Raw genomic sequence first — 25968 nt, forward strand, 5'->3', positions numbered from 1 at the left:
GCGCTCGGACATACCGACTCATGTTACCGGGCCGTGACCTTGGCGTGGGCTGAGACCGTTCGCGAGCGGTGATATGCACTCAGCCCGAACTCGGCCGCGCGCTCCTAGGATCAAGACATGGCCGGATTCTGGGGACGACGCAAGCGCGAACAGGCGGAGACGGCTGAGCGGGATGCCGATCTCGCTCGGCGCGCGCAGAGCGCTCTGGTCGCGGCCGACGAGCACATCCGTCTCGCCGTCGACGAAGTGTCGTTCGCGGAGGCCGAACTCGGACCGAACGCCGTGAGCGATCTGCGCACCGCACTCGAGTCGGTACGCACCCACATGCAGGAGGCGTTCCACCTCCAGCAGCTCAATCACGACGAAATCCCGGATACGCCCGAGGAGCTCCGCACCCGCAACACGCGCATCATCCAGCTCTGCGAGTGGGCCGAGGACCTGCTCGAAGACCGGATGGCGGCCCTGGCCGAACCTATCGAACGCGCTCGCCGCGCCCCGGAGATCATCGCGCGCGTGCGTGCTGACGCGACCCGCATCCGTGCCCGGCTGCCCCACGCCCGCGAAACCGTCGAGCGGCTGGGTGCGAGGTATGCGCCGAGCGCTCTGGAGGGTGTCGCGGCCAACCCCGCCGAGGCTGAGCAGCTCCTGGGGTTTGCCGAGCACAGCGCCGCCGTCGCAGAGCGTCGCCGTGAAGCCGGTCAGCGAGAGCAGGCCAACCTGGCCTTGGAGGCGGCCACCGAAGCCGCCCGACGCGCGGAGACCCTCGTGGACGCCGTGGAGACCTTCGAGGTCGAGGCGCTGCGCGCGGAGTCGACCCTCGCGGCAATCATCGAGGACTCCCGAGCGGACCTAATCGCCGCTCGGAGTGCTCCCCAGGTGCCCGCCGTGGTCGACGCGATGTCAGCACTGCAGTCGGCCCTCGCCTCCCTCCCTGCAGCCGGTGTGAACACGGATCCGTTCGCGCACTTGACTCGGATGCGCGAGGCCAACGCGGCACTGGACGCCGCGGTCGCCGCCGCCCGCGAGCGGGCCGCCCGGCCGATCCCGGAGCTCGGCCACGTGCGCCACGCGATTGATGACGCCGACCGCCAGCTCGCGGTCGCGCGAGACGTGATCGCCGGTCACCGCGGGTGGATCGGCGCTGACGCGCGCACCCGCCTCGCGGAGGCCGAGCGAGTCAGAGCGGATCTCGACCGGGTGGTCGGAGGCGCGGCGGCCACCGTGTCGACGATCGCCGAGGATGATCGGGAACAGGCGATGGAGGTCGCTCGACGCGCCGCCCATCTGGCGAGCGAGGCACTTCGCTATGCGCAGCGGGACATCGATGCCTCCCGGCCCGCCGCCGGTCCCCCGCCCCAGTGGGGAGGCCCCATGGAGGGGTTCGGTCGCCGAGCCGGCGGGGGGTCGGACCTCGTGGGCGGCATCCTCGGAGGTCTCGTGATCGGCAGCATCCTGGACGGAATCTTCGACTGACACGCCGGATGCCGCGGGCGCCTGAGCCCGCGGCATCCGTTCAGCGAACCGTGCGATCCCGTGGGTCAGACCGCGACGGCTGCGGGGCTCGCCTCGGTCGTCAGCGAGATGACGCCGTAGTCCCATCCCTTGCGCCGGTACACGACGCTCGGGTGATCGGTTGCCGCGTTGATGAACAAGAAGAAGTCGTGTCCGACCAGTTCCATCCTGTCGACGGCCTCCTCGACGGTCATCCACTCCGCCTCGAACTCCTTCGTGCGAATGACGACCGGAGTGTATGCCTCCTCTTCCTCCCCGTCGACGATCGGCACCTCACCCGTTGCGACGCGGCGAAGCACATCGGCGGACGCGGGTTGAATGTCGATGCCGTCGAGTTCGCCGCGACCCTTGTCGAAGCTGGCCTTGCGCGGGTGGTTGCGCGCGTCCACCCTCTTGTCCTTCGCCCGGCGCAACTGCTCGCAGAGCTTGTCGACGGCCAGGTCGAGCGCCGTGAACTTGTCGGCGTCCGTGGCCTCGGCCCGCACCAGCGGACCCTTGCCGGTCAGCGTGAGTTCGACGGTGTGGTCCTCGACGCGCCCGGTGCGGTACGTGCGGTGCGTCACCTTGACATCCACGCGTTGCGCGCGGGGCGCGAGGTGTTCGATGCGAACCACTTTCTCCTCGACGACCGAGCGGAAGCGGTCTGTGATACCTACCCCCACGCCGACGATGTTCGTGTCCATCATGACCTCCTTGTTTCCGGTCCGCCCGGTTCCAAGGGCGGACCATCAGTCGCCTTGTCACCCCCACGTTAGACCCTGGCCACCGGACTGTCACGCATGATGTGCATCGTGTCGATAGAGTTCGCCCCCCTCGGGCAGACCGAGGTTTTTCACGGCCTCCGGGCGCGCGCCGGTGGCGGTGATCCACTCCCGTCATCGCGCGGTGCGCCAGTGTCCGGGGGCACCCACCGCAACGGGGTCGACGCGACAGTGACGGCGCCGACGACCGTTCCCCCGGCAGCGCGTATTGCGTGAGCGGCGGCCCGAAGAGTGGCTCCTGTCGTGACGACATCGTCGACGAGGATGAGGGGAGCCCGCGGGAGGGACCGGACCGTGAACATCCCCTCCGCGTTCTGGTGTCGCTCTGCTCGACCGAGCGCGCGCTGGTCGGCGGCCGCTGTGGCCACTCGAAGGACCGGAACGCACCGCAGGCCCGCGTGGCGAGCGATGAGGTCGACGACACGGTATCCCCGGCGACGGAACGCCGCGGCAGACGAGGGAATCCCGACGGGGACCCACGCGGCCCCGGCGGCACCGGGGATCAGCTCGGGGGTCCCGGGGCTGATCTGCTCGAGCGCGGTGCGCAGCGCCATCCCCAGAGGGCGTGCGAGACCTGTTCTCCCCTCCGACTTGAGTGAGCGCAGCACCCCCACCACCGGTCCGGTGTACTCCATCGCGCTGACGACGTCGACTCCAGGCAGCGCGCGATGCCGCGGGCGGGAACGTCGGAGGGTGTCATCGCACGCCGGGCACAGTGCGCGGTCCGGCTCGCCGCATCCCGCGCACTCCACGGGGATGAGCCACGACAGCGCCCCGGCTGCGGCGTCACGTATTCGCTCGGCGGCGGTCGACAGGCTCGGAGAGATCACAATGAGAGCATCCATCGCCGCGCAAGGCGCTCCGTGCGCGCACCGAAATCGGCGGCATCACCACCCGCTCCCGCGGCCTGGGGAGGAACGCCGGAGGGGACTACTGCGGCGTGCCCTGCTGCACCGCCAGCAGGGTGATGCCCTCCGCGGTCTGCAGCCAGTTCGCACCGCGGCGGACGTACAGTCCCCCGGCGTCCGAGCGAAGACGGATGCTCGAGGTCGCCGTGGCGACTGTGGTGATCGACGCTCCGGCAGGACCGGCCACACCCGCGGGCGCTCCACCCACCACCTGCTCGACGATCTCCGTTGCCGAACCGTCACGCACGACGACCGAGACGGTGACGTCGTCTGTCCACGCCATCGAGACTGCCTCGCCGTCGATGAGCCCGGCAACGATGGGCTCGCCGAGGCGCGCAGGAACGCCGTCGCCGTTGCGGATGACCCCGGAGAGCCAGACCTCGGCACGATCCCCCACCCGCACGACTCCCGCCATCCGGGTGCCGTCTCGCGAGATCGAGATCGCCTGAACATCCGTCGCCCCCGCGGCCGCCCACGGCTGCGAGAGCAGCGGGGACTCGACGTCGGGGGCGAACGCGGTCAGCGCTGCCGGCGAGCCCGCGGGGATGCTCCACACAAACCCGCCCGGATCGATGACGGGGTCACGGAGCCCGCTTCGGGTGTCGAAGACGACAACACCACCGGTCGCCTCGGCGCGCGAGACCGACCCGTCCACCGAACGCACGGCAGCGACGTCCCGGTCCGGGCCCACCTGGACGGCGACAGGGTCACTGCGTACGACGGCATCCGACAGTCCCGGAATCGGCGTGAGCTCGTTCCCGGTGAGAAAGCCGAACCCCGCGTCCGTCATCACGAGCGGTCCGCCGGTGACGGTGGTCGACCGGGTCTCCACGGGCGTCGCGGCAACGGGAGCGCCATCGACGGTGAGCTGGACCTCGGTGATGCCCGCTGTTGCGAGGCTCGCCTCCAACTGGGTGGCCATCCGGTCGATCGTGAGCTGCTGGAGGGCAAGCACCTCGGGAGACAGCTCCACCTGTGCGGTGCCCGCACTCTGCGGGACCGACGACCACGCGAACGTCACGTCGTCCGGGAACGCGGTGGACACCGCACCTCGGAGCCAGTCGCTCGGCTGCTCGTCGACCAGCGCTCCGGTGATCCGGACGGCGGCGGAGGTCGTCGGGAACCATCTCTCGTCGGGGACGAGGTAGGTCCAGGACGGGTCGAAGTACATGACGGAATAGCGGTGGAAGACCGTGCCGAACACGCTCTCGTCGAGCACGATCCCATCGGGAGCCTTCGAGATCCGCCACTCGCCCGATATCTCGACGAGCTCGTACGCGAGGGTCACCATCCCGCCCGCCGCCGGCTCGTAGTGGCCGGTGGCATCGACGCTCGCGAGGGGATTGAGCACCACTTTGACGGTGTCCTCAACCGCCGGCTGCGCAGCGATCTCTCCGGTCGGCACGACGGCGACACCCGCGAGCGGATCCCACGTCGTTCGGATGGAGGGGGCCAGGAAGAGACGAGCCGTCTCCCAGTCCCCGCTGGATCCCGACCCGGCACGAAGGAAACCGTCGACGATCTCCTCACGTGATGCACCTGGCTGGGGCCCGTCCGGGAAAAAGCGCACTTCCGGACCGGTCCGCGTCTCGTCGACCGGTCGACCGGCGGTCACCGGCCCGCTCACCGGGAGGCCCGCACACGCGGCCAGAGCCAGGACACCGACCATCGCGAGGACTGCACCGATGATCCTTCTCATGTCCCCTCCCCCCCATGACGGTCGGTGTCGGACACCGTCGAGATCGGTTGGGTGTGCTCGAACGCCTCGATTGTGTTCTCATCGCCGGGATCGAGCGGTATCGGCGAGTCCAAGGGAACGGGCGGCGAACCGACTCCGCGACGGGCGCCGCGTGGAAGCGTGAGCACGAAGTGTGCGCCGCGTCCGGGCTCTGACCACACCGCGAGATCGCCACCGTGCAGTCGCGCGTCTCCAAGCGATATCGCAAGGCCCAGGCCCGTACCCCCGAGGGTTCGCTTGCGGGACGGGTCCGCGCGCCAGAAGCGGTCGAAAACGCGCGCGGCATCCTCCGCGGCGATACCCATGCCGAAGTCGCGAACTCCCACGGCCACCGCCTGCTGATTGCTGTCGACGGTGATCACCACCGGCTTGCCCTCGCCATGCTCGATGGCGTTTCCGATCAGGTTCCGCAGCACCCGGCGCACGCGCCGGGGGTCCATGTCGACGGGTGAGTACCCGCCGGGCGCGACCAGGCGCAGGTCGGTGCCGTGCTGTTGCGCGACCTGCTCCATCGAGCCGATCACATCCTCCGCCACAGCCACGAGGCTCGTCGGCTCGAGCTCGAGTTGCACGGAGCCCGCGTCGTACCGGCTGATCTCCAGGAGATCACCCAGGAGAACCTCGAACCGCTCCACCTGCGCGTTGAGCAGTTCGGCGGCGCGCGCCGTCGTCGGGTCGAACTCATCCCGGCGGTTGTTGAGCATGTCCGCGGCAAGTCGGATCGTGGTCAGCGGCGTGCGCAGCTCGTGGGAGACATCGGAGACGAAGCGCTGCTGCACCAGCGACAGGTCGGCCAGCTCCTTGATCTGCGTCTCGATGCTGTCCGCCATCGCGTTGAACGACTCGCCCAGCGTGGCGAGCTCATCCTCACCGCGCACCGGCAGCCGGACGCCCAGCTCGCCCGCCGCGAGCTTGGCACTTGTCTGCGCGGCCTCCCCTATGGGCGTCGTGACAGAGCGGAGCACGAACCACGCGATGCCACCGATCAGCAGCACGAGCGCGACACCCACGACCCACAGCGTCGCCTGGACGAAACGCAGGGTCTGCTCGGCCCCGTCGAGTCCGTAGGCGTAGTACACCTCGAAGCTTCCGACCTGCGGAAAGATGAGCTGCTGGCCGACGACGATCCCTGGAGTACCCGATCCGTCCAAGGCCACGGACTGCCACCACTGCTGGTTCGGGTCGGCGCGGACTTTCTCGCGCAGGCCGTCGGAGATGATGGCGGTGTCGAATTCGCCCACCCGGTAGCCCTGTGCCGCCGACGGAGTGCCGATGCGGAACGTCGCGATCATGTCGGTGGAGGACTGCTGCTGCAGCACGGGCCGCAGCCCCAGCCAGACGCGCTGGATCTGCGCGCTGTCTCCCTGCGTGTCAGCGCCGTCGAGCACTGTCTGGGCGGACGCGGTCGCGCGCAGGGCCTGCTCGGTCACCTCGTCCCGACGGGAGGCGAACAGGTCATCCTGGATCGCGAGCGCGGTCCACGTGACAGCGATGAGGATCGAGAAGGCCGTGAGCACGATCGTGACGCTGAGCGTACGGAAGCGAAGAGATCGCCGCCACAGGTGCACCAGGTTGTCGGGCCACGCCCTCCAATCGCGCCGCCAGATCAGCGGGCGGTAGGCCCGCTCCGCAGCCCCCGGGGAGCCCACGCTCTCACCTCGCGCAACCGCGGCGCGCGGCTCGGGTAACGGCCGGTGTCACTCGACAGCACCGGCCCGGTATCCCACGCCGCGCACCGTGGTCACGATGCGGGGGTTGTCGGGGTCGAGTTCGACCTTGGCGCGCAGCCGCTGTACGTGGACATTCACCAAGCGCGTGTCGGCCTTGTAGTGGTATCCCCAGACCTGTTCCAGGAGCATTTCGCGCGAGAACACCTGCTGGGGCTTCGAGGCGAGGGCGACCAGCAGCTCGAACTCGAGGGGAGTGAGAGAGATCACATCGTCGCCGCGCCGAACTTCGTGTGCGGCCACATCGATCGTGAGATTCCCGATCCGCAGCGTCTCCTGCGAGACCTGTCCGCCGGGCCGAAGCCGGGTACGGATGCGGGCGACAAGCTCTTTCGGATTGAACGGTTTGACGATGTAGTCGTCTGCGCCCGACTCGAGTCCACGCACGACATCCGCCGTGTCGGTGCGCGCGGTCAGCATGATGATCGGCACGCCCGACTCCGATCGGATCGATGTGCAGATCTCGATTCCGTCGCGCCCCGGGAGCATCAGGTCGAGCAGAATGAGGTCCGGACGCTCCGACCGCCAGGTGTCGACCGCGGCGTCGCCGTCGGCGCAGAAGACCGTGTCGAACCCCTCGGTGCGCAGCACGATCCCGATCATCTCCGCCAGGGCGGTGTCATCGTCGACCACCAGGATGCGTGAGCTCATCGCGCCTTCGTTCCTTGCGTCCAGCCTGCGCGCTGACGGCGGGTGACCGCCTGCGCTTCTCCCCGAGAGTAGTCGACTCCGCCTGTGCGCACGCCGATGATTCGTACGCGCGTCGGCGCGCCGTTCCCGTGGCGGGCAGGCACGAGCGCTCCGCCACCCCGTATGACACGATGGAGGTCGCGCCGATTCCAGCCCCACGAGGAGGATTCCGTGACCGCGTATCCGTCTTGGACGCCCGCGCCGCGGCCGGGGATCATCCCGCTGCAGCCCCTGACCTTCGGCACGATCCTGGGCCGCTCGTTCTCGGCGCTCCGCCACAACCCGAAGGTGCTCCTGGGGTTCGCCATGGTCGTGCAGACCATTGCCTACCTCGTGGTCACGGTCGCCATCTCCGGCATCGCGTTCGCGAGCTTCTCGCGATTGGACACCGTGCCGACCGGGACGGACGAGTGGGACGCCGTGCTCACCGGGTCGATCACGCTCACAGCACTGGCCGGACTCGTTCTCGGCTTGCTCGCCGGCGCTGTCGGCGTGCTCGTGCAGGCGGTGGTCATCTCGGACGTGCTGCACGCGGCAGTGGCCGAGAAGATGACGCTGCGCATGCTCTGGAAGCGCGTGCGACCCGTGGCGTGGCGTCTGATCGGGTACACCATCCTGCTGTCGCTCGCGATCGGCGTTCTCGTGGTCGTCGTCGGCGGGCTCATCGTCGTGCTGGCGGCCGCCGTCCCCGCCGCCGCCGTCGTGCTGGGTATTCTCGTCGTTCTCGCGGCGATTCCGATCAGTCTGTGGCTCGCGGTCAAGCTGCTGCTGGTCCCCGCCGTCCTCATCGTCGAGCACACCTCGCTGGGCACCGCCCTGGCCCGCTCGTGGCGGCTCACGCGGGGACGATTCTGGGTGATCCTCGGAATTCTGGTGCTGGTGTCGCTCGTCTTCGGCGCCGTCGCGCAGATCGTGAGTATCCCGTTCTCGTTCCTCGCCTCCGCGCTGTCAGCTGTCATCGCGCCCACCGGCGACCCGAATGCCACTGCGATCATCGGCATCGTCGCCACACTCGGTCTCACCCAGATCGTGACGCTGCTCATCCAGTCCGTCGCCGTCATCGTCCAGTCCACGGCGGCCGGACTCGTGTACATCGACTGCCGGATGCGGCACGAAGGCCTCGACCTCGACCTGCTGGAGTATGTCGACCGACGAGACGCCGGCGCGTCCGACCTCCCCGATCCGTACGTGGTGCACATCGGCCGTGCAGTCCCCCCGCGGTGGCCCGCTGCCCCCGCCCCGCCGCCGTCGCCTGCGCCGCCTCCCGGGTATCCCGTGCCGCCCCCGGGATACACGGTCCCACCGCCCGCGCCAGCGGCCCCGACCGCAGCATCCGCCGACCCGGCACCTGACCGCGCCGCCGGCTCCGACCCAGCACCAGACCCGGACTCCGGCCCGGACGACGACCACACGACATGGGCGACACCTCGGTGATCTTCGAGATCCCCCTCGTTCCGGATGGCGAGCAGGCTCGCGAGTGGGCGAGGCAAGAGCTCGCGGACCCGGTGTATCAGGCTGCCCAGCCGACCTGGTTCGACCGCGCCGCGCAGGCCGGCCGGGATCTGCTGGCATCGCTCTTCTCCGCCGACGTCGCGCCGGAGTGGGCGGCCGTGCTCGCCCTCGTTGCGGCGGTTCTGGTGATCGCGGTCATCATCGTCGCGCTCGTGGTGTGGGGCATCCCCCGCCGAGCATCATCCCGCACCCACCGAAGCGGGGAACTCTTCGGCGACGTCGACTACCGCAGCGCCGACGGGCTGCGGGCGGCAGCCGCCGCCGCGCAGAGCCGCGCGGACTGGGACGCCGCGATCGTCCTCCGGTTCCGCGCCGCCGCACGCGGCCTCGACGAGCGGGGGATGCTGGAGCTTGCGCCGGGCACGACGGCGCGCCAGTTCGCCCACCGCGCCGAGGCGCTGCTCTCCCCCGGTAGCGCCGACCTCCGGGGGGCCGCCCGAGTGTTCGAGGACGTGCGTTACCTCCAGCGGCCGGGAACAGCGGCTGGCTACGATCTCGTGGCTGCCGCTGACACGGCACTGGCCCGTTCGCACCCCGCTCCCGCCCCGGCGACGGTCCCGGCGGGCATGACATGAGCGTCGACACGCGACAGGCCCGGCCGCTCCCCGCCGCGGGTGAGGGGACCACGCTCGCCCCGCGGCGCACCCCGGTGCTCGGCTGGATCGCCATCATCGTCGGCCTGATCGCCGTGGGAACGATCGGCGCAACGCTGGTCGGCGGGAGCGAGTGGTCGCAGCGCGATGCGCTGGATCCGGAGTCGGCCGCACCCGACGGCACGCGGGCGCTCGTGAGCATCCTGGCCGATCAGGGTGTGGACGTTCGCGTCATCCGATCGCACGAGCGCGCAGCCGCCGAACTGCGCGAGGGGCATGCGACCCTTGTGCTCCCGGATGCGCCGGCCCTGTCGGACGACGCGATCACGGAACTGACCGCTGCCGCCGCCGACGTCGTCCTGATCGATCCGCGCTCGCGGACGCTGCGTCTGGTCGCCGACGGTGCGAACGCGGTCGGTGTTGCCGACGACGCGCTCGTCGATCCGCAGTGCTCGGTCGCCGACGCGCAGCGGGCCGGGGCGATCCGGCCCCGGACGGTGTTCGCCGGCGGCGAGGCCGCCCAGTGCTATCCCGCAGCGGGAGGCTACGCGCTCCTGGTGAGGGAGGCAGTCCGCAGCGGGATGCCCGGGACGCAGCGGGTGTCAGCGGTCGACGGCGTGGCCCTGTTCACGAACGAGCACCTGGCGGAGGGGGGCAACGCTTCCCTCGCGCTCGGGCTCATGGGTAGACACGCGACGCTCGTCTGGTACGTACCCTCGATCGCCGACACCGATCTGGAGCCGCTCAGCCCGTCCCTGGGCGAGCTCACCCCGCCGTGGGTCAGCCCTGTCATCGTCATCCTCCTTGCCGCGGCGGTCGCGGCGGCGCTGTGGCGCGGCATCCGTTTCGGGCCACTCGTGGGCGAGCGCCTTCCGGTGACGGTGCGCGGGGACGAGACGACGCGTGGCCGCGCGCACCTTTACGCCCACTCCGGCGATCTCGCTCATGCCGCAGCCCTGCTGCGCCACGGTGCGCGGGTGCGGATCGCGCGGGTGCTGGGACTGTCGGGCGCGTCCTCGGCCGAGGAGGTCGCGGACGCTCTCGCCGCAGCATCCGTCATCTCCCGGGAACAGGCGCGTGCGGACCTCGCCGGTGGCTCGCCGACGGCGCGACGCGAACTCGACGACCTCCATGACCGGCTGCGGCGGCTCGAGGCTGCCGCGCGCGCCTCGCTACACCCCGAAAGGACCGAGCAATGACGACCCCCGATCCCTTGTCGACACCCGCCGAGGAGTCCGTTCCGGGCGAGAGGGACGCCCGAGCCGCCGTCGGCCGCGTCCGGGACGAGATCGGCAAGGCGGTGGTCGGTCAGGATGCTGCCGTCACGGGCCTGCTGATCGCCCTGCTCGCGCGCGGCCATGTCCTGGTCGAAGGCGTCCCCGGCGTGGCCAAGACGCTGCTGGTGCGGGCGTTCAGTCGCGCCCTCGGACTCGAAACCAAGCGCGTGCAGTTCACCCCGGATCTCATGCCCGGCGACGTGTCGGGATCGCTCATCTACGACGCACGCTCTGGCGAGTTCGAATTCCGGGAAGGCCCCGTCTTCACCCACATCCTGCTCGCCGACGAGATCAACCGCACGCCACCGAAGACGCAGGCTGCGCTCCTGGAAGCGATGGAGGAGCGCCAGGTCTCCACCGACGGCGTCACCAGGCGCCTGCCCGACCCGTTCCTGGTCGCCGCGACCCAGAATCCGATCGAGCACGAGGGCACATACACGCTTCCCGAGGCGCAGCTGGACCGGTTCTTGTTGAAACTGATCGTGGACATGCCCGCACGCGACGCGGAAGTGACGGTGCTCCGACGACACGCCGACGGCTTCTCACCCCGGAACCTCGATGAGGCCGGCGTCGCCACCGTCGTCACACCGGCCGACCTCCACGCTGCCCAAGCCGCGGTACAGGCCGTCACCGCCACCGATGACGTCCTGGCCTACATCGTGGATCTCGCCCAGGCCACCCGCCAGAGCCCATCCGTGCAGCTCGGCGCGAGCCCGCGCGCCGCGACGGCGTTGCTGGCGACCGCAAAAGCGTGGGCGTGGCTCGGTGGGTCGCCGGCCATCACTCCGGACCACGTTCAGACGATGCTGCTGCCCACGTGGCGGCACCGACTGCGCCTTCGCCCGGATGCCGAACTCGAGGGCGTGTCGGTCGAGGCCCTGCTCCAGAGCATCCTGCAGCAGACCCGCGTTCCCCTGTGAGCGCGACATGGGTGTGAGCGCGACATGGCTGTGAGCACGACGTGTACGTGACAGGACGGTACCCGCTCCTGGTCGGCGCCGGAGCGGTGCCGGTGGTCCTCGCCTCCGTCGGCGCAGTCCCGGCTTGGGCCGGCGCCGCTGCATGGCTCGGACTGTGTCTGCTGCTGCTCGCCATCGATGTGCTGGTCGCTCCCGACCCGCGCCGGGTGAGCGTCACCCGGTCGGGCCCGGCAAAGGTCTTGCGCGATCAGCCCACGCAGGTGACGGCTGCCGTGCGCAACACCGGTCACCGCACCCTGCGCATCCGTGTGCGAGACGCCTGGCAGCCGACGGCAGGCGCGACCACCGGAAACGCGGTCATCCGTATCGACCCCGGGGGCTCCGGTCGTGTCGTGACCTCGCTCCTTCCCCGGCGGCGCGGAGAACTGCGCAGTCTGGGGCTCGCGGTGCGCTCCGCCGGGCCGCTGGGGATCGGGGGCCGCAGCGCGCTCGTCCCGGCTGCGGGAAGCATCCGTGTCCTGCCTCCGTTCACCTCGCGGCGCCACCTTCCGTCTCGCCTTGCCCGGCTTCGCGAACTCGACGGGAACACGAGCGTGCAGGTGCGTGGACAGGGCACCGAGTTCGATTCCCTCCGCGAGTACGTGCGAGGCGACGACGTACGTTCGATCGACTGGCGCGCGACGGCGCGGGCGAGCGCCACGATGCTGCGCACGTGGCGCCCGGAGCGAGACCGGCACGTCGTGATCATCATCGACACCGGCCGCACCGCCGCGACTCGCGTGGGCGACGGCGTGCGGCTGGACGCCGCCATGGAGGCGGCGCTTCTGCTGTCGGCGCTCGCCGCGCAGGCGGGAGATCACGTCCACCTGCTGATGTTCGACAGAGCCGTCAGGGCGCGCGTGACGGGACGGGACGGCGCGGCACTGCTCCCGGCGCTCGTGGACGCGATGGTCGCGGTGGATGCGAGCCTCATCGACACCGACTGGGATGCGGCATTCGCCCAGGCGCGACTGATGACCACGCGCCCATCGCTGGTGGTGGTGCTCACGGCGCAGGACGATCCCGAGGCATCGCGCGGATTCCTCGGGGCCCTTCCGCTGCTTCCCGCGCACTCGCACGTCCTCGTCGCCGCAGCACAGCCCGAGCACACCGCGGGACCGAAGGAGGATGCGTTCAGCGCAGCGGCACGTGAACGCGCGCGGTGGGACGCCGACCGGATGGTCATGGCGCTCTCGCGCGCGGGGGTCGACGCCCTGTCGGCATCCGCAGAGGACCTGCCGCCGCGCGTCGCGGATCGCTACCTGGCGCTGAAGGCCCTCGGTCGGCTCTGATGCGCAGCGGCCAGACCCTGCCCCGCGGCTGGCACAGGTGAAAGTCAGGGTGATTTCCCGGGCCGGACGCATGTCGTTTGCTCGTGCGCCGTCTGAGAGCGCTAGGTTTCGGCCGACGGAAAGGAGCCAGAGATGGCTGACACCACATCTGCCCCCGCAACAGCGACGAAGCTGATCGCGGAGGCGCTCGGCACATTCCTCCTCGTATTCGGATCGATCGGCACCGCCCTGTTCGCCGCGAACTTCGGCGCAAGCGAGAACGGCACCTCGCTCGGCGTCGGGTTTCTCGGCGTGTCGCTCGCGTTCGGCCTGACCCTCATGGCGGGCATCTACACGTGGGGGCCCATCTCGGGGGGCCACTTCAACCCCGCCGTGACGTTCGGGCTTGCCGCTGCCGGAAGGTTCGCGTGGAAGGACGTTCCCGGCTATCTCATCGCCCAGATCGTCGGCGGTGCCGTCGGGACGACTCTGATCGTCCTGATCGGCCTGTTCGGCCCGGACGGATGGCTCAGCGCCGCCCAGGACGGCGGATTCGCGAGCAATGGCTATGGCACGGCGTCGCCCGGAGGGTTCGGAATCGGCGCGGCGATCATCGCCGAGATCTTGCTGACCGGAGTCTTCCTTCTCGTGATCCTCGGGGTCACCCACCCGCAGCGAAACGCCGAGCGGTTCGCCGGCCTTGTCATCGGGTTCGCCCTCACAATGATCCATCTCGTATCGATCCCGATCGACAACACCTCGGTCAACCCCGCCCGTTCGATCGCCACCGCGATCTACGGCGGAGGTGAAGCGCTCGCGCAGCTCTGGGTCTTCATCGTGTTCCCGCTCATCGGCGGCCTCCTGGCCGGCTTCGCGCATCGCGCGCTGTTCGAGCGGAAGCCGCTGCCCCCGGTCCAGGCCGAAGCGCGCGTCAACTGACATCCGTCGCGCGCCGCCGAACGCGGAGCGCGACGGCGATCAGACGCACAAGCGGCCCGTCCCCTTCGGGACGGGCCGCTTGTTCACGGATGCCGAGAGCTATGCGCGTCAGACCAGATCGAAGCGGTCGAGCTCGGTCACCTTGCCCCAGGCCGCAACGAAGTCGCGCACGAACTTCTCGTTCGCGTCATCGCTCGCGTACACCTCGGCGATCGCGCGCAGCTCCGAGTTCGAGCCGAACAGCAGGTCGACGCGCGTTCCGCGGCCGACAAGCTCGCCCGACCCGTCCTTCGTGCCCTCGAAGGCGTGCTTGCCCGGGTCCAGCGGTCGCCACGTCGTGCCGAGGTCGAGCAGGTTCACGAAGAAGTCGTTCGTGAGAACTCCCGGTCGGTCAGTCCACACGCCGTAGGCGGATCCGTCGTAGTTGCCTGCGACGACCCGCAGACCGCCGACGAGCACTGTCATCTCGGGGGCGGTGAGGGTCAGCAGGTTTGCCTTGTCGATGAGCAGGTGCTCCTCGGGAAGCCCGGATGCCGCAGCGACCGGCCCGACGTAGTTGCGGAATCCGTCGGCGGCCGGCTCCAGGTACTGCATGGACTCGACATCCGTCTGCTCCTGCGTCGCGTCGGTGCGCCCCGGGTGGAACGGGACGACAGCGTCGACACCGGCATCCTTCGCCGCCTTCTCGACGCCCGCGTTGCCGGCCAGCACGATGAGGTCGGCCAGCGACACCTTCTTGCCGCCTTCCGCGGTCGCGTCGAACTCGGCCTTGATGCCCTCGAGGATGGCGATCACCTTCGCGACCTGCGCGGGGTTGTTCACCTCGAAGTCCTTCTGCGGCGCCAGACGCAGGCGGGCGCCGTTGACGCCACCGCGCTTGTCGCTGCCACGGAAGGTGGATGCCGCAGCCCACGTCGTCTGGACGAGCTCGGCAACGGTCAGGCCAGAGTCCAGGATGCGCTGCTTGAGAGCTGCCGCGTCGGCGTCGTCGATGAGCGGGTGGTCCACCGGCGGCACCGGGTCCTGCCAGACGAGATCCTCGGCCGGTACTTCGGGGCCGAGGTAGCGGGACTTCGGACCCATGTCGCGGTGGGTCAGCTTGAACCAGGCACGCGCGAAGGCGTCGGCGAAGGCGTCCGGGTCCTCGAGGAACCGGCGCGAGATCTTCTCGTACTCGGGGTCGAACCGCAGTGCCAGGTCGCTGGTGAGCATCCGCGGTTCACGACGCTTCGAGGGGTCGTGGGCCAGCGGCACCATGTCGGCGCCGCCGCCGTTGACCGGACGCCACTGGTTCGCCCCGGCCGGGCTCTTCATCAGTTCCCACTCGTAACCGAACAGGATGTGGAAGAACTCGTTGTCCCAGCGCGTGGGGTGGTAGGTCCAGGTCACCTCGAGGCCACTCGTGATCTGGTCGTCGCCCTTGCCCGAGCCGAAGTTGTTCTTCCAGCCCAGTCCCTGCATCTCGGGACCGGCCGCCTCGGGGTTTTCCTCGAGGTAGGAATCGGGAGCGGCGCCGTGCGTCTTGCCGAAGGTGTGTCCACCGGCGATGAGGGCGACCGTCTCCTCGTCGTTCATCGCCATGCGCTTGAAGGTCTCACGGATGTCGCGCGCCGACGCGAGCGGGTCGGGATTGCCGTTCGGGCCCTCGGGGTTGACGTAGATGAGACCCATCTGCACCGCCGCGAGCGGACGTTCGAGGTCGCGCTCACCGGTGTAGCGCTCGTCGCCGAGCCAGGTGGTCTCGGGTCCCCAGTAGACGTCATCGTCGGGTTCCCAGGCGTCCACGCGTCCGCCTGCGAAGCCGAAGGTCGTGAACCCCATGTTCTCGAGTGCGACGTTCCCGGCGAGGATCATCAGGTCGCCCCACGAGAGGGAGCGGCCGTACTTCTTCTTGACGGGCCAGAGGATGCGGCGCGCCTTGTCGAGACCGACGTTGTCGGGCCAGCTGTTCAGCGGCGCGAAGCGCTGCTGTCCGGTTCCGCCACCGCCTCGGCCGTCCATCACGCGGTACGTGCCGGCGCTGTGCCAGGCCATGCGGATCATGAGCGGACCGTAGTTGCCGAAGTCGGCCGGCCACCACTCCTGGGAGACCGTGATGGTCTCCTCGATGTCCTTCTTCACCTGGGCAAGGTCGAGCGCCTCGAAGGCGGCCTTGTAGTCGAAGTCTGCGCCGTACGGGTTCGCCTCGACGGGATTCTTCGCGAGGATCTTGAGGTTCAGCTTGTTCGGCCACCACACCTGGTTGGCCGACCCGTTGGTCGGGTGGGGCTGGGCGTGGATGACGGGGCAGGCGCCTTCGCCGGTCGCCTCCGCGAGCTGGGCTTCGTCGGTGTCGGTGACGGTGACCGACTGATCGATGTCGTTCGCCTGCTCCCCGAGAGGGGTGACAGCCGGGTCGTTCTGGCTCATGATCGTCCTTCCGTGACGGTCGGGTTTTGGGTGGGTGATGGGGGGTCGATCGCTGCGGCGGCGCAGGAGGGGCACCGGCCCCAGAAAGTGACTTCGGCGTGCGTGAGCGCGAAGCCGTGGTCCTGCGACGGATGCAGGCACGGGGCCTCTCCGACGACGCAGTCCACGTCCTCGACTCGCCCGCAGGACGTGCAGACGAGGTGGTGGTGGTTGTCGTCGATGCGGACCTCGAAGCGCATCGGCTGCCCTGCGGGCTGGATGCGACGTACCAGCCCCGCGGCCGCGAAGTCGTTCAACGCGTTGTAGACCGACTGCAAAGCCGTGCCCGGCGCGCGGCGGTCGACATCCGCGAAGATCGCGTCAGCACTGGCGTGCGGCTGGTCACGGAGCGCATCGAGCACGGCGACACGGGCGCTCGTGACACGCAATCCGGCAGAACGGATGGCGGATTCGGCGGATTCCCCCCCATCGAACCGCCGTGCATCCATCACGCGTCAACGTTACCGCACTTTTGATCTGTTCAAAAGGAGCGGTTCATCCCCCCGCCCATAGCCGCGCCGTGCCGGCGTGGAACTCGGTGAGGTCCCCCGTCTCTCCCGCTCGCGCCGCCCGGCGTCCGACAACGAGCATGTAGACCAGGAACGCGCCGAGGGCCGCGGTTCCTATGCCGATCTTGATCACCCAAGGCCATGCCTGCGCGGTCACGAACCCCTCGATCAGCCCCGCGACGGCGAGCGCGAACACGAGTCCGATCGCGACCGTCGCCAGAGCGCGTCCCTGCGACGCGAGAGCCTCTCCCCGCGTCCGCGATCCCGGGGCAACCCACGACCAGAACAGGTGGAGCCCGGCGGCCACAGCGACGAACACGCACGTCAGTTCGAGTTGACCGTGGGGAAGGATGAACAGGACGAAGGTGTCGATGCGGTCGAACGCGGCGAGCACGGCTGCGGCGGTGCCCACGGCTACCGCGTTCTGGACGAGCACCATGACCGGCCAGATCCCGGTGATCCCGAACAGGACGCTCTGCGCCGCAATCCACGCGTTGTTGGTCCACACCGTCCCGGCGAAGACCGCGGCCGGGTTCTCGCTGTAGTAGCCCTCGAACTCGACCTCGGCGTAGTACTCCAACTGCGCCTGGGAACCCAGCGAGGCGACCAGCGCGGGATCCCTCGAGATCCACGCAGCAACGATCGCGGCAACGGTGATGAAGAACACCGCGACCGCGAGTGTCGTCCACCGCAGCCGATACAGCGCCGCCGGCAGCTGCCAGAGGAAAAACCGCGGAATCTGCCGGAGCGGGTTCTCGCCGCGGCCCGTGAGGCGCCGTCTCGCGCGGGCGAGCAGCATCGAGACGTAGTCGCTCTCGCGCGTACGTCCCGCGGTCGTCTTGATGTCGGCAAGATCCGCCGACGCCGCCCGGTATCGGGTGACCAGCTCGTCGATGTCGGCGCCCGAGAGCCTGCGCGCACGGCCGAGTTCGTCCAGCCGCGCCCACTCCGCGCGCCGCGCATCTGCCAGGGCGTCGAGGTCCATTTGCTTTACTGTACCCATGGCCGCCGACCACCCGATGACGGTGCAGATCCGTCAGGACGAAGTGCTCACCGGCGAGGCCGTGGCGCTGGACATCCAGCCGCTGAGCTTTTTCCAGCGAGCTCTCGGATGCCTGATCGATGTGGTCGCGTCCGTCGTGCTGCTGCTCGTCCTGGTGGTCGTGTCGAGCTGGCTGCTCGGCGGCGCACTCCTGGATGCTGCGGCAGCACCGATCCTCGGGATCACCACGGCGGTGGTCGTGTTGGTCCTGCTCCCGGCGCTCGTCGAGACCCTCACCGGCGGTTCGAGCCTCGGCCGGTGGGCGGTGGGCGGACGCATCGTGCGGGTCGACGGCGGTGCGGCGGGCTTTCGCCACGCGTTCATCCGTGCCTTCATCGGAGTGCTCGAGATCTGGCTGACCTTCGGGGCCGTCGCCGCGATCGTGGGGGCGTTCACGCCGCGGACGCAACGCCTGGGCGATCTGGTCGCGGGGACCTACTGCGAACGTTCCCGCGCACCGACATTGCAGCCGCGCCCGGTCGAGCTGCCCGACGCGTTGAGCGGCTGGGCCACGGTCGCCGATGTCGGTCGGATGCCTGACCGGCTTGCCCGCCGCGTAACCCAGTTCGTGCACCAGGCGCCCTTCCTCGACCCCGGCGCCCGCGCGCGCGTCGCAGCCGCGCTCGCGGCGGACGTCACCCCGCACGTCTCGCCCATTCCCGCCGTGGACCCCGAGACGATGCTGCGCGCAGTAATGGCGCTCCGGCGCGCGCGGGAGAGTCGCGCCCTGGCGCTACAGAACGAGCGACTCGCGGCGCTCACCTCCGGCGACGCCGATACCGCAACGATCCGGACGGCGCGTCAGTAGCGATAGTGCTCGAGCTTGTACGGGCCCTCGACCGGGACGCCGATGTAGGCGGCTTGATCGGGTGAGAGCTCGGTGAGCTGCACGCCGAGGGCGGCCAGATGCAGCCGGGCGACCTTCTCGTCGAGCAGCTTCGGGAGCGTCGAGACGCCGAGCGGATAGCTCTCGCCGCGCGTCCACAGTTCGATCTGGGCGAGCACCTGATTCGTGAACGACGCACTCATGACGAACGACGGGTGCCCTGTCGCGTTGCCGAGGTTCATGAGCCGGCCTTCGCTGAGCACCAGCACGCTTCGGCCGGTCGGAAGGCGCCATTCGTGCACCTGCGGCTTGATCTCGATCCGTTCCGCGCCGGCGAGACTCTCCAGCCCCGCCATGTCGATCTCGTTGTCGAAGTGTCCGACGTTCGCGACGATCGCGAGGTGCTTCATCGCGAGCAGGTGGTCCACGGTCACGACATTGCGGTTGCCGGTCCCGGTGATGAGGATGTCGACCTGGCCGATCACGTCCTCGAGCCGGGCGACCTGGTAGCCGTCCATCGCTGCCTGCAGCGCGCAGATCGGGTCGATCTCGCTGACGATGACGCGGGCGCCCTGGCCCCGCAGTGCTTCGGCCGCACCCTTGCCGACATCCCCGTATCCGGCGACGAACGCGACCTTGCCGCCGATCAGAACGTCGGTGGCGCGGTCGAGTCCATCCGGGAGGGAATGGCGGATGCCGTACTTGTTGTCGAACTTGGACTTCGTGACGGAGTCGTTCACGTTGATCGCCGGGAACAGCAGCTCACCGTCGCGGGCGAGCTCGTAGAGTCGGTGCACCCCCGTCGTCGTCTCCTCCGTCACCCCGACAAGCCCGCGGCTCATTCGCGTGAAGCGCTCGGGGTCGCGAGCGAGGGATCGCCGGAGCACGTCGAGCACGACGCGGTACTCCGCTGAGTCGCCGGGGTCAGCATCCGGCACTACCCCGGTCTTCTCGAAGGCGACACCCTTGTGCACCAGGAGGGTGGCGTCACCACCGTCGTCGAGGATGAGGTTCGGACCGTCGAATCCCTCGGCGGACCAGTCGAAGATCCGGTCTGTGCAGTCCCAGTACTCCGCGAGCGTCTCACCCTTCCAGGCGAAGACGGGCACGCCGTGGGGCTGGTCGACCGTTCCCCCCGGCCCCACCACGACCGCGGCGGCAGCTTCGTCCTGGGTCGAGAAGATGTTGCAGCTGGCCCAGCGCACCTGCGCCCCCAGCGCCACGAGCGTCTCAATGAGCACGGCGGTCTGCACCGTCATGTGCAGCGATCCGGCGATGCGCGCCCCACGGAGCGGCTGCTGTGCCGCGAACTCCTCCCGAAGCGCCATGAGTCCGGGCATCTCGTTCTCGGCGAGCCGGATCTGGTGGCGCCCGGCCTCGGCGAGGGAGAGGTCGGCGACGGCGTACTCGAGCGCGGCGATCGTGGGGGTCGACATGACCGCCATTCTCCCACGCCGGGGCGGGCCGGGCCCGCCGCGCGTCAGCTCACCGCTCCGTCAGGCCCGAAGCGTCTCGTGACGCACGATGACCCACCCGCGCGGCATCGCCACACGCTCGGTGTGGATACTGCAGAGGTCATGGGCGTGGGCTGCCGCCTCGGGACCGAGGGGCCCGAGAACCGCCATCTGATCCCCGTAATCGTAGGTGAGCGTGGCGACGGCCTCCCGCGCGCACGCGATCTTGGAGCACAACCGTTCACGCATCACCGCCACGGTACCCGCAGTGCTTCTCTCGTCCGTCCCGCCACGCGGGCGATCGCCGCACCGCCGTCGCCTCCGCCTCCCCGCGTGTCTCGCCCCCGGTCCCACCCCGGCGCGCTCGCGCTCTGCTGTCACGGATCCTGGAAGGGACCACCCCAGAGCGTGGGCGTGTGACCGTGGGACCGGCACGAGTCGGCGGAACTAGGATGGGCGCATGGCCTGGCGACGCTCCCGCACCGCGTCGGTGAGTCCGCGCAGACCGGCCCGTCACGGTCGTCACGGGCGCGTCGGTCGCAGTCCCGTTGTGCGACCGCCGCTTCCGCCGCTGGACACCCGGATCGACCGGTTCGATCTGACGGTGGGCACTGCGGCGGAGTTCCTGCGTTCGGCCTGGGAGGAACTGCGGGAGGTCAGTTTCGAGATCGGGGACATGCCCCCCGCCGCGGATGCCGACGGTATTCCCCGGTGGGCGGTCCTGGCCGACCAGAAACGCATCATCCTCTACCGCGTGCCGCTCGAGCGGCTCTCTCACCTGCACCGCAACGACGACCTGCACCGCCGGATGATGATCGAGGGCGCGGTCTTCCGCGCCGCCGCGCAGTACCTCGGAAAGGACCCGTGGGACCTGGGGCCGGACCGGTTCCGCTACTTCTGATCGCTCTCAGGGGTGGACGATGATCGGTTCCTGACCGGCACTGGTCGGTGATACCGGGAAGGCGGCAAGCGCCCCCGCGCCGGCGTAGCCGACCGAGGCCAGCACCGGCCCACCCGTCAGCTCATACGTCGTTGCCGCGCGCAGCGGCACCTGCGTGCTCGATCCGGCCGCGATGGCGATCGTCACCGGCTCCGTCCCGGGTTCGCGGAGGTCGACGGCGATATCGTCCGTGCCGGGGTTGGCGATCGTGAGGACCGGCGCCGGGCCGGTCGGCACGGCGATCACGGCGTCGGTGTCGATGACGGGTGACGGTTGATACCAGGCGAAATCGGATGCCGCGCCGAAGCCGGTCGTCTGCCACACTGCCGCCGCGACGGGCTCGCCGGCGTCGACATCCACGATGTAGGAGCCCACCGGCACGCTGGGCATCTCGATCGCGGCCGGGATCCCCGCCGCCAGCTGCACCGTCACGGGGTCGATCACCGGCGTTGCGCCGCCGACGGCACGCACCGAGATGGTCGCCTCTGTCGCCGACTGCGGCGAGAGCACCCGCACGATGGTGCCCGACAGTCCCGAACCCGTGCTCAGCGCCCCCTCCGTGACGGTGACCCCCGGGATCGTCTGACGTCCCGCCAGCTCACCGAGTGCGCCGGCCTGGTCCACCCCGCCCGGCTCGAGGACGCGGGTGATGCTCGACTGCAGCGACGCGGCGACCGGGGCTCCCGCGGCCTGGACATGGATGACCGGGCTCTGCTCTCCCAGAGCGATCCCGGCCACCGGGACGATGCGCTGCGCTCCGGGTCGCACGACGATGTCTGCGCCACCGGGAGGCACATCGGCCCCGGAAGCCCCGTAGACGGTGAGCGTGACGGTCGCCGCGACCTCCCCGGGGTTCGAGAGCACGACGAGGTCGGCAGCGCCCGTCGTGCCCGCGCCGGCGACGAGCCAGGAGTCGAGGAGCGGGACGCGGCACGCCGACGCGCTGAACCCCGAGAGGTCGGGATCGCCGACGGTCGCGGAACCGGCTGCGGCGAACGGCGCGGACCCCGCCGAGGATCGCAAGACCAGGGGCGCCGCCCCCGCGGCATCCGACTCCAGCTCGGTCCGCCCGAGCGCACCCTCCCCCGCGGTCACGACGGCTTGGGAGGCCGCGACCGTGATCGCGTCGACCGCGGTGGAGTCTCGCGCCGTCGCGAGGATCTCACCGGTACACACGAGCGTCTGGCCCGCCGACGGGGGCGCGATGGCAACGGATGCCGGTTCCGGCGCGACAGCCGGCAGATCCAGCACCGGCAGCGCCACCACCGCGACGATCGCACCGGCCCCCGCAAGCGCGCCGAAGAGGGGCCGAGCCCAGTCCGAGAGCGATGGCGTGCGGGTCATGCCGCTCCCTCCCCGCTCGGCTCAGTGGGCAAGGCCTGCGCGTCCTGGGTGCCGTCGTCGAACCGCCGGCGTGCGCGCCCGGCATCCGACTCGCGTTCGGCGCGCGTCAGGCCCACGATGCGCGGATGCTGTCGCGCGCGTACGCGGCTGCGCCCGGTCGGGGCCGCAAGCAGCAGGGCGATGAGGATCACGCCCAGTTGCACCGCCTCGACGGCGATTCCCGCAAGCGGCGTCGACCCGCCGGGCCGCGCGGCGATCTCGGATGAGACGCGCCACAGGTCACCGCGGTCGGTCGCGCCGACCGGGTCGAGCTCGTCCCGCTGATCGAGCGCCGTCGAAGACTCGAGACGGAGCAGTGTGGCCGGCGGCGCGTCGGCGCCCGGGGCCAGGAGAACGAACGCGATCCCCTGTTCACCCAGCGCGGCGACCGCATCCGGAGAGGTCGAGCTCACCAGGGCCGCTGCGGTCGCCGCGAGCTGCGACGAGGCGTCGTCCACACTCGTTCGGGTTTCGAGCACGGTGCTGTGGGAGCCGAGGGTCTCACTGCCTCCCCACACGACCCGCGCCGCCAGGGTTCCGTCAGGCTCCGGGGTGAGCACGATCGTGCCGGTCGCGGTTCCGCCGCCGCTGTCGGCTTCGACGTAGGCCGGGAGGGTGCTGGTCGGACCGTTGGTCAGCGCGGATGCACCGCGGGCCTGCGCGCTGAGCGCCGGAACAGCCAACACGACGAGGGCCGCCATGCACACGACGGCGGCGGATGCCGACACCGCGCCCGCCCGGCGTCGATAGCGCGCCATTTCTCCGCGGCCGACCTGATCGAGCGTCAGAACTGCCGCGCCCACGAGGCCCCACCAGGCCAGGCTGAGCCCCGCGCCAGACCACAGGGGGAGCGCGTCAGCTCCGTCGAAGCGCACCGCCACGTGGGTTGCGGCGACCGCGGTCGCGCTCCCGAGCACGACCAGGCCGAGGTGCGCCAAGCCCACCGGCCACCGCGGGGTCGCCGCTGCCGCTGCCGCCAGGAGGGCGAGAGGCAGGAGCAGGAGCGCCACGGCCCAGAGCGGAAGCGGAGGCAGGAACTCCGCCCAGCCCGCAGCCCCGGGGGCGGGGAAGCCGAGAGCGATCCACCATCGTGCACTCGCGTCTGTGGCGGGCACGAGGCCGCTGATCGGTGCACCGGGATCGGCGAGGAGCCCCCACGCATTGCCGACGTGAAGCTGAGCCCACGCCACGGGCGCGAAGACGGCGATGGTGGGAACGGGAATCCACAGCATCCGGGCAACCGCCGCCCCCGACCGGCGCGCGACAGCGACGACGATCGCGACGAGCAGGACGACCGCGAGGGCGGGCGCGAGGGACGGAGCGGCGGCGATGACCGCGGCCGCCAGCAGCGATGTGGCGGCAGCGGGAACCCACGAACGGTGGGCGACCGCGCCCGCGAACACGAGCCACGGCAGCAGAAGGTGGGCGATCACGCCGGTCGGGACGCCCTCGGTCAGGGCGACCAGGAAGGTGGGCGCCAGCGCCCACGACAGACCCGACAGGATCCGCAGCACGGGCCGATCTGTGATCCGAGTCGCCGCGAACCACCCGCCGAGGGCGGCCAACGGCAACGCCGCGAGCCAGAGCACCACGAGCGCCCGGCTCGGCGCGAACGGCCAGAGCGATCCGATCACGGCGACGACTGCCGAGAACGGATCGGCGGGGCCGGTCACGTTCCATCCCATCGGCCGCAGTCCGTACGCGGCGTCGGCCCAGAGCCCGGCCACGGTGTCGCGTAGCGGCTGGAGCGCACCTCCGCCGAGCGCCGGCCAGGCCAGCAGCGCAGGGAAGGCAGCGATCGAGACAGCGGCCATCGCGAGAACGAGCCACGCCCCGCCGCCACCGAAGAAGTGAAGCTCTCCCCGGGGAAGGGAGTCGGGTGACGGCTCTTCCGGCTCCGCAGCGCGCTCACGCGCCAGAGCGGTGGACACGCGAAGCGGCGCGATCCTCGACCACGGCACGGTCCGGTGGCGCCGCAGGCGGCGTCGCCCTCGCGCAATCGCGCCCAGGCGCACCATGGCCAGGATCGTCGCGCCCCACTCCCCCGCGATCCTGCCCGGGTCCTTCATGACCAGCTGCGCGACGGTGCGCCCTAATGCCAGGAACGGCAGCGAGAGCCAGACCGGAAGGACCAGCAGGGGATGCGCGGTGGTCAGGCGCCGATGCAACTGCGCCGCTCGGCGGCGGGCGATGATCATGCGGCGCCGGCGGGGACTGTCGGCGAACGGCAACCCTGCGACCCCATCACCCGAGACGGCGACCCGCGTCGCGGGCACGAGCGCGACGCGCCCTCCCATCAGACGCGCCGCCACCGCGAGATCGAGGCCCTCGTCGGCGTCCCGGAGCGCTGGGTCGATGCCGCGCAGCGCGCGGAACACGGGGCCGCGCACCAGCACGGCACGGATGTCGGAACCGAGGACGTCCGTGATGCCATCGCGCTGCCCCTGGTCGAGGTCTCCGGCCGCGAGTTCGACCGATGCGCCGGTGCGGGTCATGCTGACCCCGAGCGACACGATGCGGTCCGGCCGGTCATCGCGCACGAGCTTGGGTGCGACGACTGCGAGCGTGGGCGAGAGCTCCAACTGACCCGCCAGGCGCTCGAGCGCCTCCGGGTCGGGGGCGGTGTCCTGGGCGAGCAGCCACAGCAGGTCGGCATCCGTTGCCGCACCGCCGTGTCCGTCCGGCGCGAGCGCGGCACGCGCGACGGCTGCTGCGAACCGCACGCGTCGTCCCAGCCGGATGACCCGGATGCCGCGTCCGTCGGCCGTGGGGTCGGGCAGGCTTCCGGGTTCGAGCGCGTCCTCGACCGCGGGGTCGGTGCCGCAGACGACGAGGGTCACAGCATCCGGTCGACGCGAACCTCCCGCCAGGGAGGCCATGGTGCGGCGCAGGTGGTACGCCGCAGAGGTGCGACCGTCGGGACGCACGACGACGATCGCGTGAACTGTGCCGGGCATGACGCCGTCAGCCTATGGTCGTGTCCGCCGACGAAACCGGCTTGGCTGCGGCGTTTCCGGCTCGGGCGTTTCGGGCGGCGACTCCGCCCCAGACACCGTGTCGGCCGAGGCGCGTGGTGAGGCGATCAGCTGGCCCGGCGCTTCAGCTTGCGGCGCTCACGTTCGCTGAGGCCGCCCCAGATGCCGAACCGCTCGTCGTTCTGGAGCGCGTACTCGAGGCACTCGCCGCGCACGTCGCATGAGCCGCAGATCCGCTTCGCGTCCCGCGTGGAGCCGCCCTTCTCAGGGAAGAACGCCTCGGGGTCGGTTTGCGCGCACAGCGCGTCGGTCTGCCAGGCGAGCGCGTTCTCGTCTTCGGGATCGATGCGACGCACGCCAGGCACACCGAGGTGCACCGGGTCGACGAACCAGTTGTCCGGAACACCCGAGCGGTACTGCGAGGCGGTCATGTCGTTCTCCCCACCTAAAGAACTCCCCCACGCGGTCAGCGTGTTGCAGTAATTACACCGGTGTAGTTCGCCG

General features: G+C 70.3%; 22 protein-coding genes. 9 read left to right on the forward strand and 13 right to left on the reverse strand.

Annotation, left to right across the window (positions count from 1 at the left end):
• Positions 1 to 117: 117 nt before the first annotated feature.
• On the forward strand, positions 118 to 1473 hold the full coding sequence (locus tag ACSGC5_RS07660) for a hypothetical protein (protein WP_434970046.1): 1356 nt from the start codon (positions 118 to 120) through the stop codon (positions 1471 to 1473).
• 65 nt (positions 1474 to 1538) lie between these two features.
• Here ACSGC5_RS07660 and hpf read toward each other — a convergent pair whose 3' ends face one another.
• The 5 genes from hpf to mtrA all read right to left on the reverse strand — a co-directional run bounded on the left by hpf (position 1539) and on the right by mtrA (position 7297).
• Positions 1539 to 2195, reverse strand: coding sequence for a ribosome hibernation-promoting factor, HPF/YfiA family (gene hpf / locus ACSGC5_RS07665; protein WP_434970098.1), 657 nt, complete (start codon positions 2193 to 2195; stop codon positions 1539 to 1541).
• Positions 2196 to 2344: 149 nt separating this feature from the next.
• Entirely contained in the window at positions 2345 to 3103 is a 759-nt protein-coding gene (locus ACSGC5_RS07670; RefSeq protein ID WP_434970047.1) for a ComF family protein, read from the reverse strand.
• Between the two features lie 100 nt (positions 3104 to 3203).
• Positions 3204 to 4880, reverse strand: a complete 1677-nt coding sequence (locus ACSGC5_RS07675; protein WP_434970048.1) for an LpqB family beta-propeller domain-containing protein — start codon at positions 4878 to 4880, stop codon at positions 3204 to 3206.
• Complete coding sequence (mtrB, locus tag ACSGC5_RS07680; RefSeq protein ID WP_434970049.1) at positions 4877 to 6568, reverse strand: MtrAB system histidine kinase MtrB; 1692 nt, start codon at positions 6566 to 6568, stop codon at positions 4877 to 4879. The genes ACSGC5_RS07675 and mtrB overlap by 4 nt, the downstream gene beginning before the upstream one ends.
• 48 nt (positions 6569 to 6616) lie before the next feature.
• Positions 6617 to 7297, reverse strand: coding sequence for an MtrAB system response regulator MtrA (mtrA, locus tag ACSGC5_RS07685; protein ID WP_434970050.1), 681 nt, complete (start codon positions 7295 to 7297; stop codon positions 6617 to 6619).
• 210 nt (positions 7298 to 7507) lie between these two features.
• Here mtrA and ACSGC5_RS07690 point away from each other — a divergent pair, with 210 nt between their 5' ends.
• The 6 genes from ACSGC5_RS07690 to aqpZ all read left to right on the forward strand — a co-directional run bounded on the left by ACSGC5_RS07690 (position 7508) and on the right by aqpZ (position 13887).
• Entirely contained in the window at positions 7508 to 8770 is a 1263-nt protein-coding gene (locus tag ACSGC5_RS07690) for a glycerophosphoryl diester phosphodiesterase membrane domain-containing protein (protein ID WP_434970051.1), read from the forward strand.
• Positions 8752 to 9423 (forward strand): DUF4129 domain-containing protein, encoded by a 672-nt coding sequence (locus ACSGC5_RS07695; protein WP_434970052.1) that lies wholly within the window; start codon positions 8752 to 8754, stop codon positions 9421 to 9423. The genes ACSGC5_RS07690 and ACSGC5_RS07695 overlap by 19 nt, the downstream gene beginning before the upstream one ends.
• Positions 9420 to 10640: a DUF4350 domain-containing protein gene (locus ACSGC5_RS07700; protein ID WP_434970053.1), complete on the forward strand. Its 1221-nt coding sequence runs from the start codon at positions 9420 to 9422 to the stop codon at positions 10638 to 10640. Before ACSGC5_RS07695 ends, ACSGC5_RS07700 begins: the two co-directional genes overlap by 4 nt.
• A complete protein-coding gene (locus tag ACSGC5_RS07705; protein WP_434970054.1) occupies positions 10637 to 11638 on the forward strand; it encodes an AAA family ATPase in 1002 nt (333 codons plus the stop codon). The genes ACSGC5_RS07700 and ACSGC5_RS07705 overlap by 4 nt, the downstream gene beginning before the upstream one ends.
• 41 nt (positions 11639 to 11679) lie before the next feature.
• A complete protein-coding gene (locus tag ACSGC5_RS07710; RefSeq protein ID WP_434970055.1) occupies positions 11680 to 12969 on the forward strand; it encodes a DUF58 domain-containing protein in 1290 nt (429 codons plus the stop codon).
• Positions 12970 to 13101: 132 nt separating this feature from the next.
• A complete protein-coding gene (gene aqpZ, locus ACSGC5_RS07715; protein WP_434970056.1) occupies positions 13102 to 13887 on the forward strand; it encodes an aquaporin Z in 786 nt (261 codons plus the stop codon).
• A 108-nt stretch (positions 13888 to 13995) separates the two neighbouring features.
• Here the strand turns inward: aqpZ and katG are convergent, their stop codons facing one another.
• From katG to ACSGC5_RS07730, 3 genes are read right to left on the reverse strand one after another with little or no spacing between them, the layout of a single operon-like run.
• Positions 13996 to 16296 carry a catalase/peroxidase HPI gene (gene katG, locus ACSGC5_RS07720; protein ID WP_434970057.1) on the reverse strand — a complete coding sequence of 767 codons (2301 nt, stop codon included), beginning with the start codon at positions 16294 to 16296 and terminating at the stop codon, positions 13996 to 13998.
• Complete coding sequence (locus ACSGC5_RS07725) at positions 16293 to 16784, reverse strand: Fur family transcriptional regulator (RefSeq protein ID WP_434970099.1); 492 nt, start codon at positions 16782 to 16784, stop codon at positions 16293 to 16295. Before ACSGC5_RS07725 ends, katG begins: the two co-directional genes overlap by 4 nt.
• 46 nt (positions 16785 to 16830) lie before the next feature.
• Complete coding sequence (locus tag ACSGC5_RS07730; protein WP_434970058.1) at positions 16831 to 17829, reverse strand: stage II sporulation protein M; 999 nt, start codon at positions 17827 to 17829, stop codon at positions 16831 to 16833.
• A 16-nt stretch (positions 17830 to 17845) separates the two neighbouring features.
• Between ACSGC5_RS07730 and ACSGC5_RS07735 the strand changes: the two genes are divergently transcribed.
• On the forward strand, positions 17846 to 18694 hold the full coding sequence (locus ACSGC5_RS07735; protein WP_434970059.1) for an RDD family protein: 849 nt from the start codon (positions 17846 to 17848) through the stop codon (positions 18692 to 18694).
• Here ACSGC5_RS07735 and ahcY read toward each other — a convergent pair.
• Together ahcY and ACSGC5_RS07745 are read right to left on the reverse strand one after the other, a co-directional pair.
• Positions 18688 to 20148 (reverse strand): adenosylhomocysteinase, encoded by a 1461-nt coding sequence (ahcY, locus tag ACSGC5_RS07740; RefSeq protein ID WP_434970060.1) that lies wholly within the window; start codon positions 20146 to 20148, stop codon positions 18688 to 18690. The genes ACSGC5_RS07735 and ahcY overlap by 7 nt on opposite strands.
• Positions 20149 to 20208: 60 nt before the next feature.
• Complete coding sequence (locus ACSGC5_RS07745; RefSeq protein ID WP_434970061.1) at positions 20209 to 20415, reverse strand: DUF3499 family protein; 207 nt, start codon at positions 20413 to 20415, stop codon at positions 20209 to 20211.
• 211 nt (positions 20416 to 20626) lie between these two features.
• On the opposite strand from ACSGC5_RS07745, the gene ACSGC5_RS07750 reads away from it, so the two are divergent.
• Complete coding sequence (locus tag ACSGC5_RS07750) at positions 20627 to 21067, forward strand: metallopeptidase family protein (protein WP_434970062.1); 441 nt, start codon at positions 20627 to 20629, stop codon at positions 21065 to 21067.
• 6 nt (positions 21068 to 21073) lie between these two features.
• Here the strand turns inward: ACSGC5_RS07750 and ACSGC5_RS07755 are convergent, their stop codons facing one another.
• The 3 genes from ACSGC5_RS07755 to ACSGC5_RS07765 form a co-directional block, all read right to left on the reverse strand.
• The gene (locus tag ACSGC5_RS07755; RefSeq protein ID WP_434970063.1) at positions 21074 to 22450 is read right to left on the reverse strand and encodes a DUF5719 family protein; all 1377 of its coding nucleotides are present in this window, start codon (positions 22448 to 22450) and stop codon (positions 21074 to 21076) included.
• Positions 22447 to 25446, reverse strand: a complete 3000-nt coding sequence (locus ACSGC5_RS07760) for a glycosyltransferase (protein ID WP_434970064.1) — start codon at positions 25444 to 25446, stop codon at positions 22447 to 22449. Before ACSGC5_RS07760 ends, ACSGC5_RS07755 begins: the two co-directional genes overlap by 4 nt.
• A gap of 125 nt (positions 25447 to 25571) precedes the next feature.
• Complete coding sequence (locus ACSGC5_RS07765) at positions 25572 to 25895, reverse strand: WhiB family transcriptional regulator (RefSeq protein ID WP_195693231.1); 324 nt, start codon at positions 25893 to 25895, stop codon at positions 25572 to 25574.
• Positions 25896 to 25968 lie beyond the last annotated feature (73 nt).

The organism is Microbacterium sp. bgisy207 (assembly GCF_965345035.1).
Classification (GTDB): Bacteria; Actinomycetota; Actinomycetes; order Actinomycetales; family Microbacteriaceae; genus Microbacterium.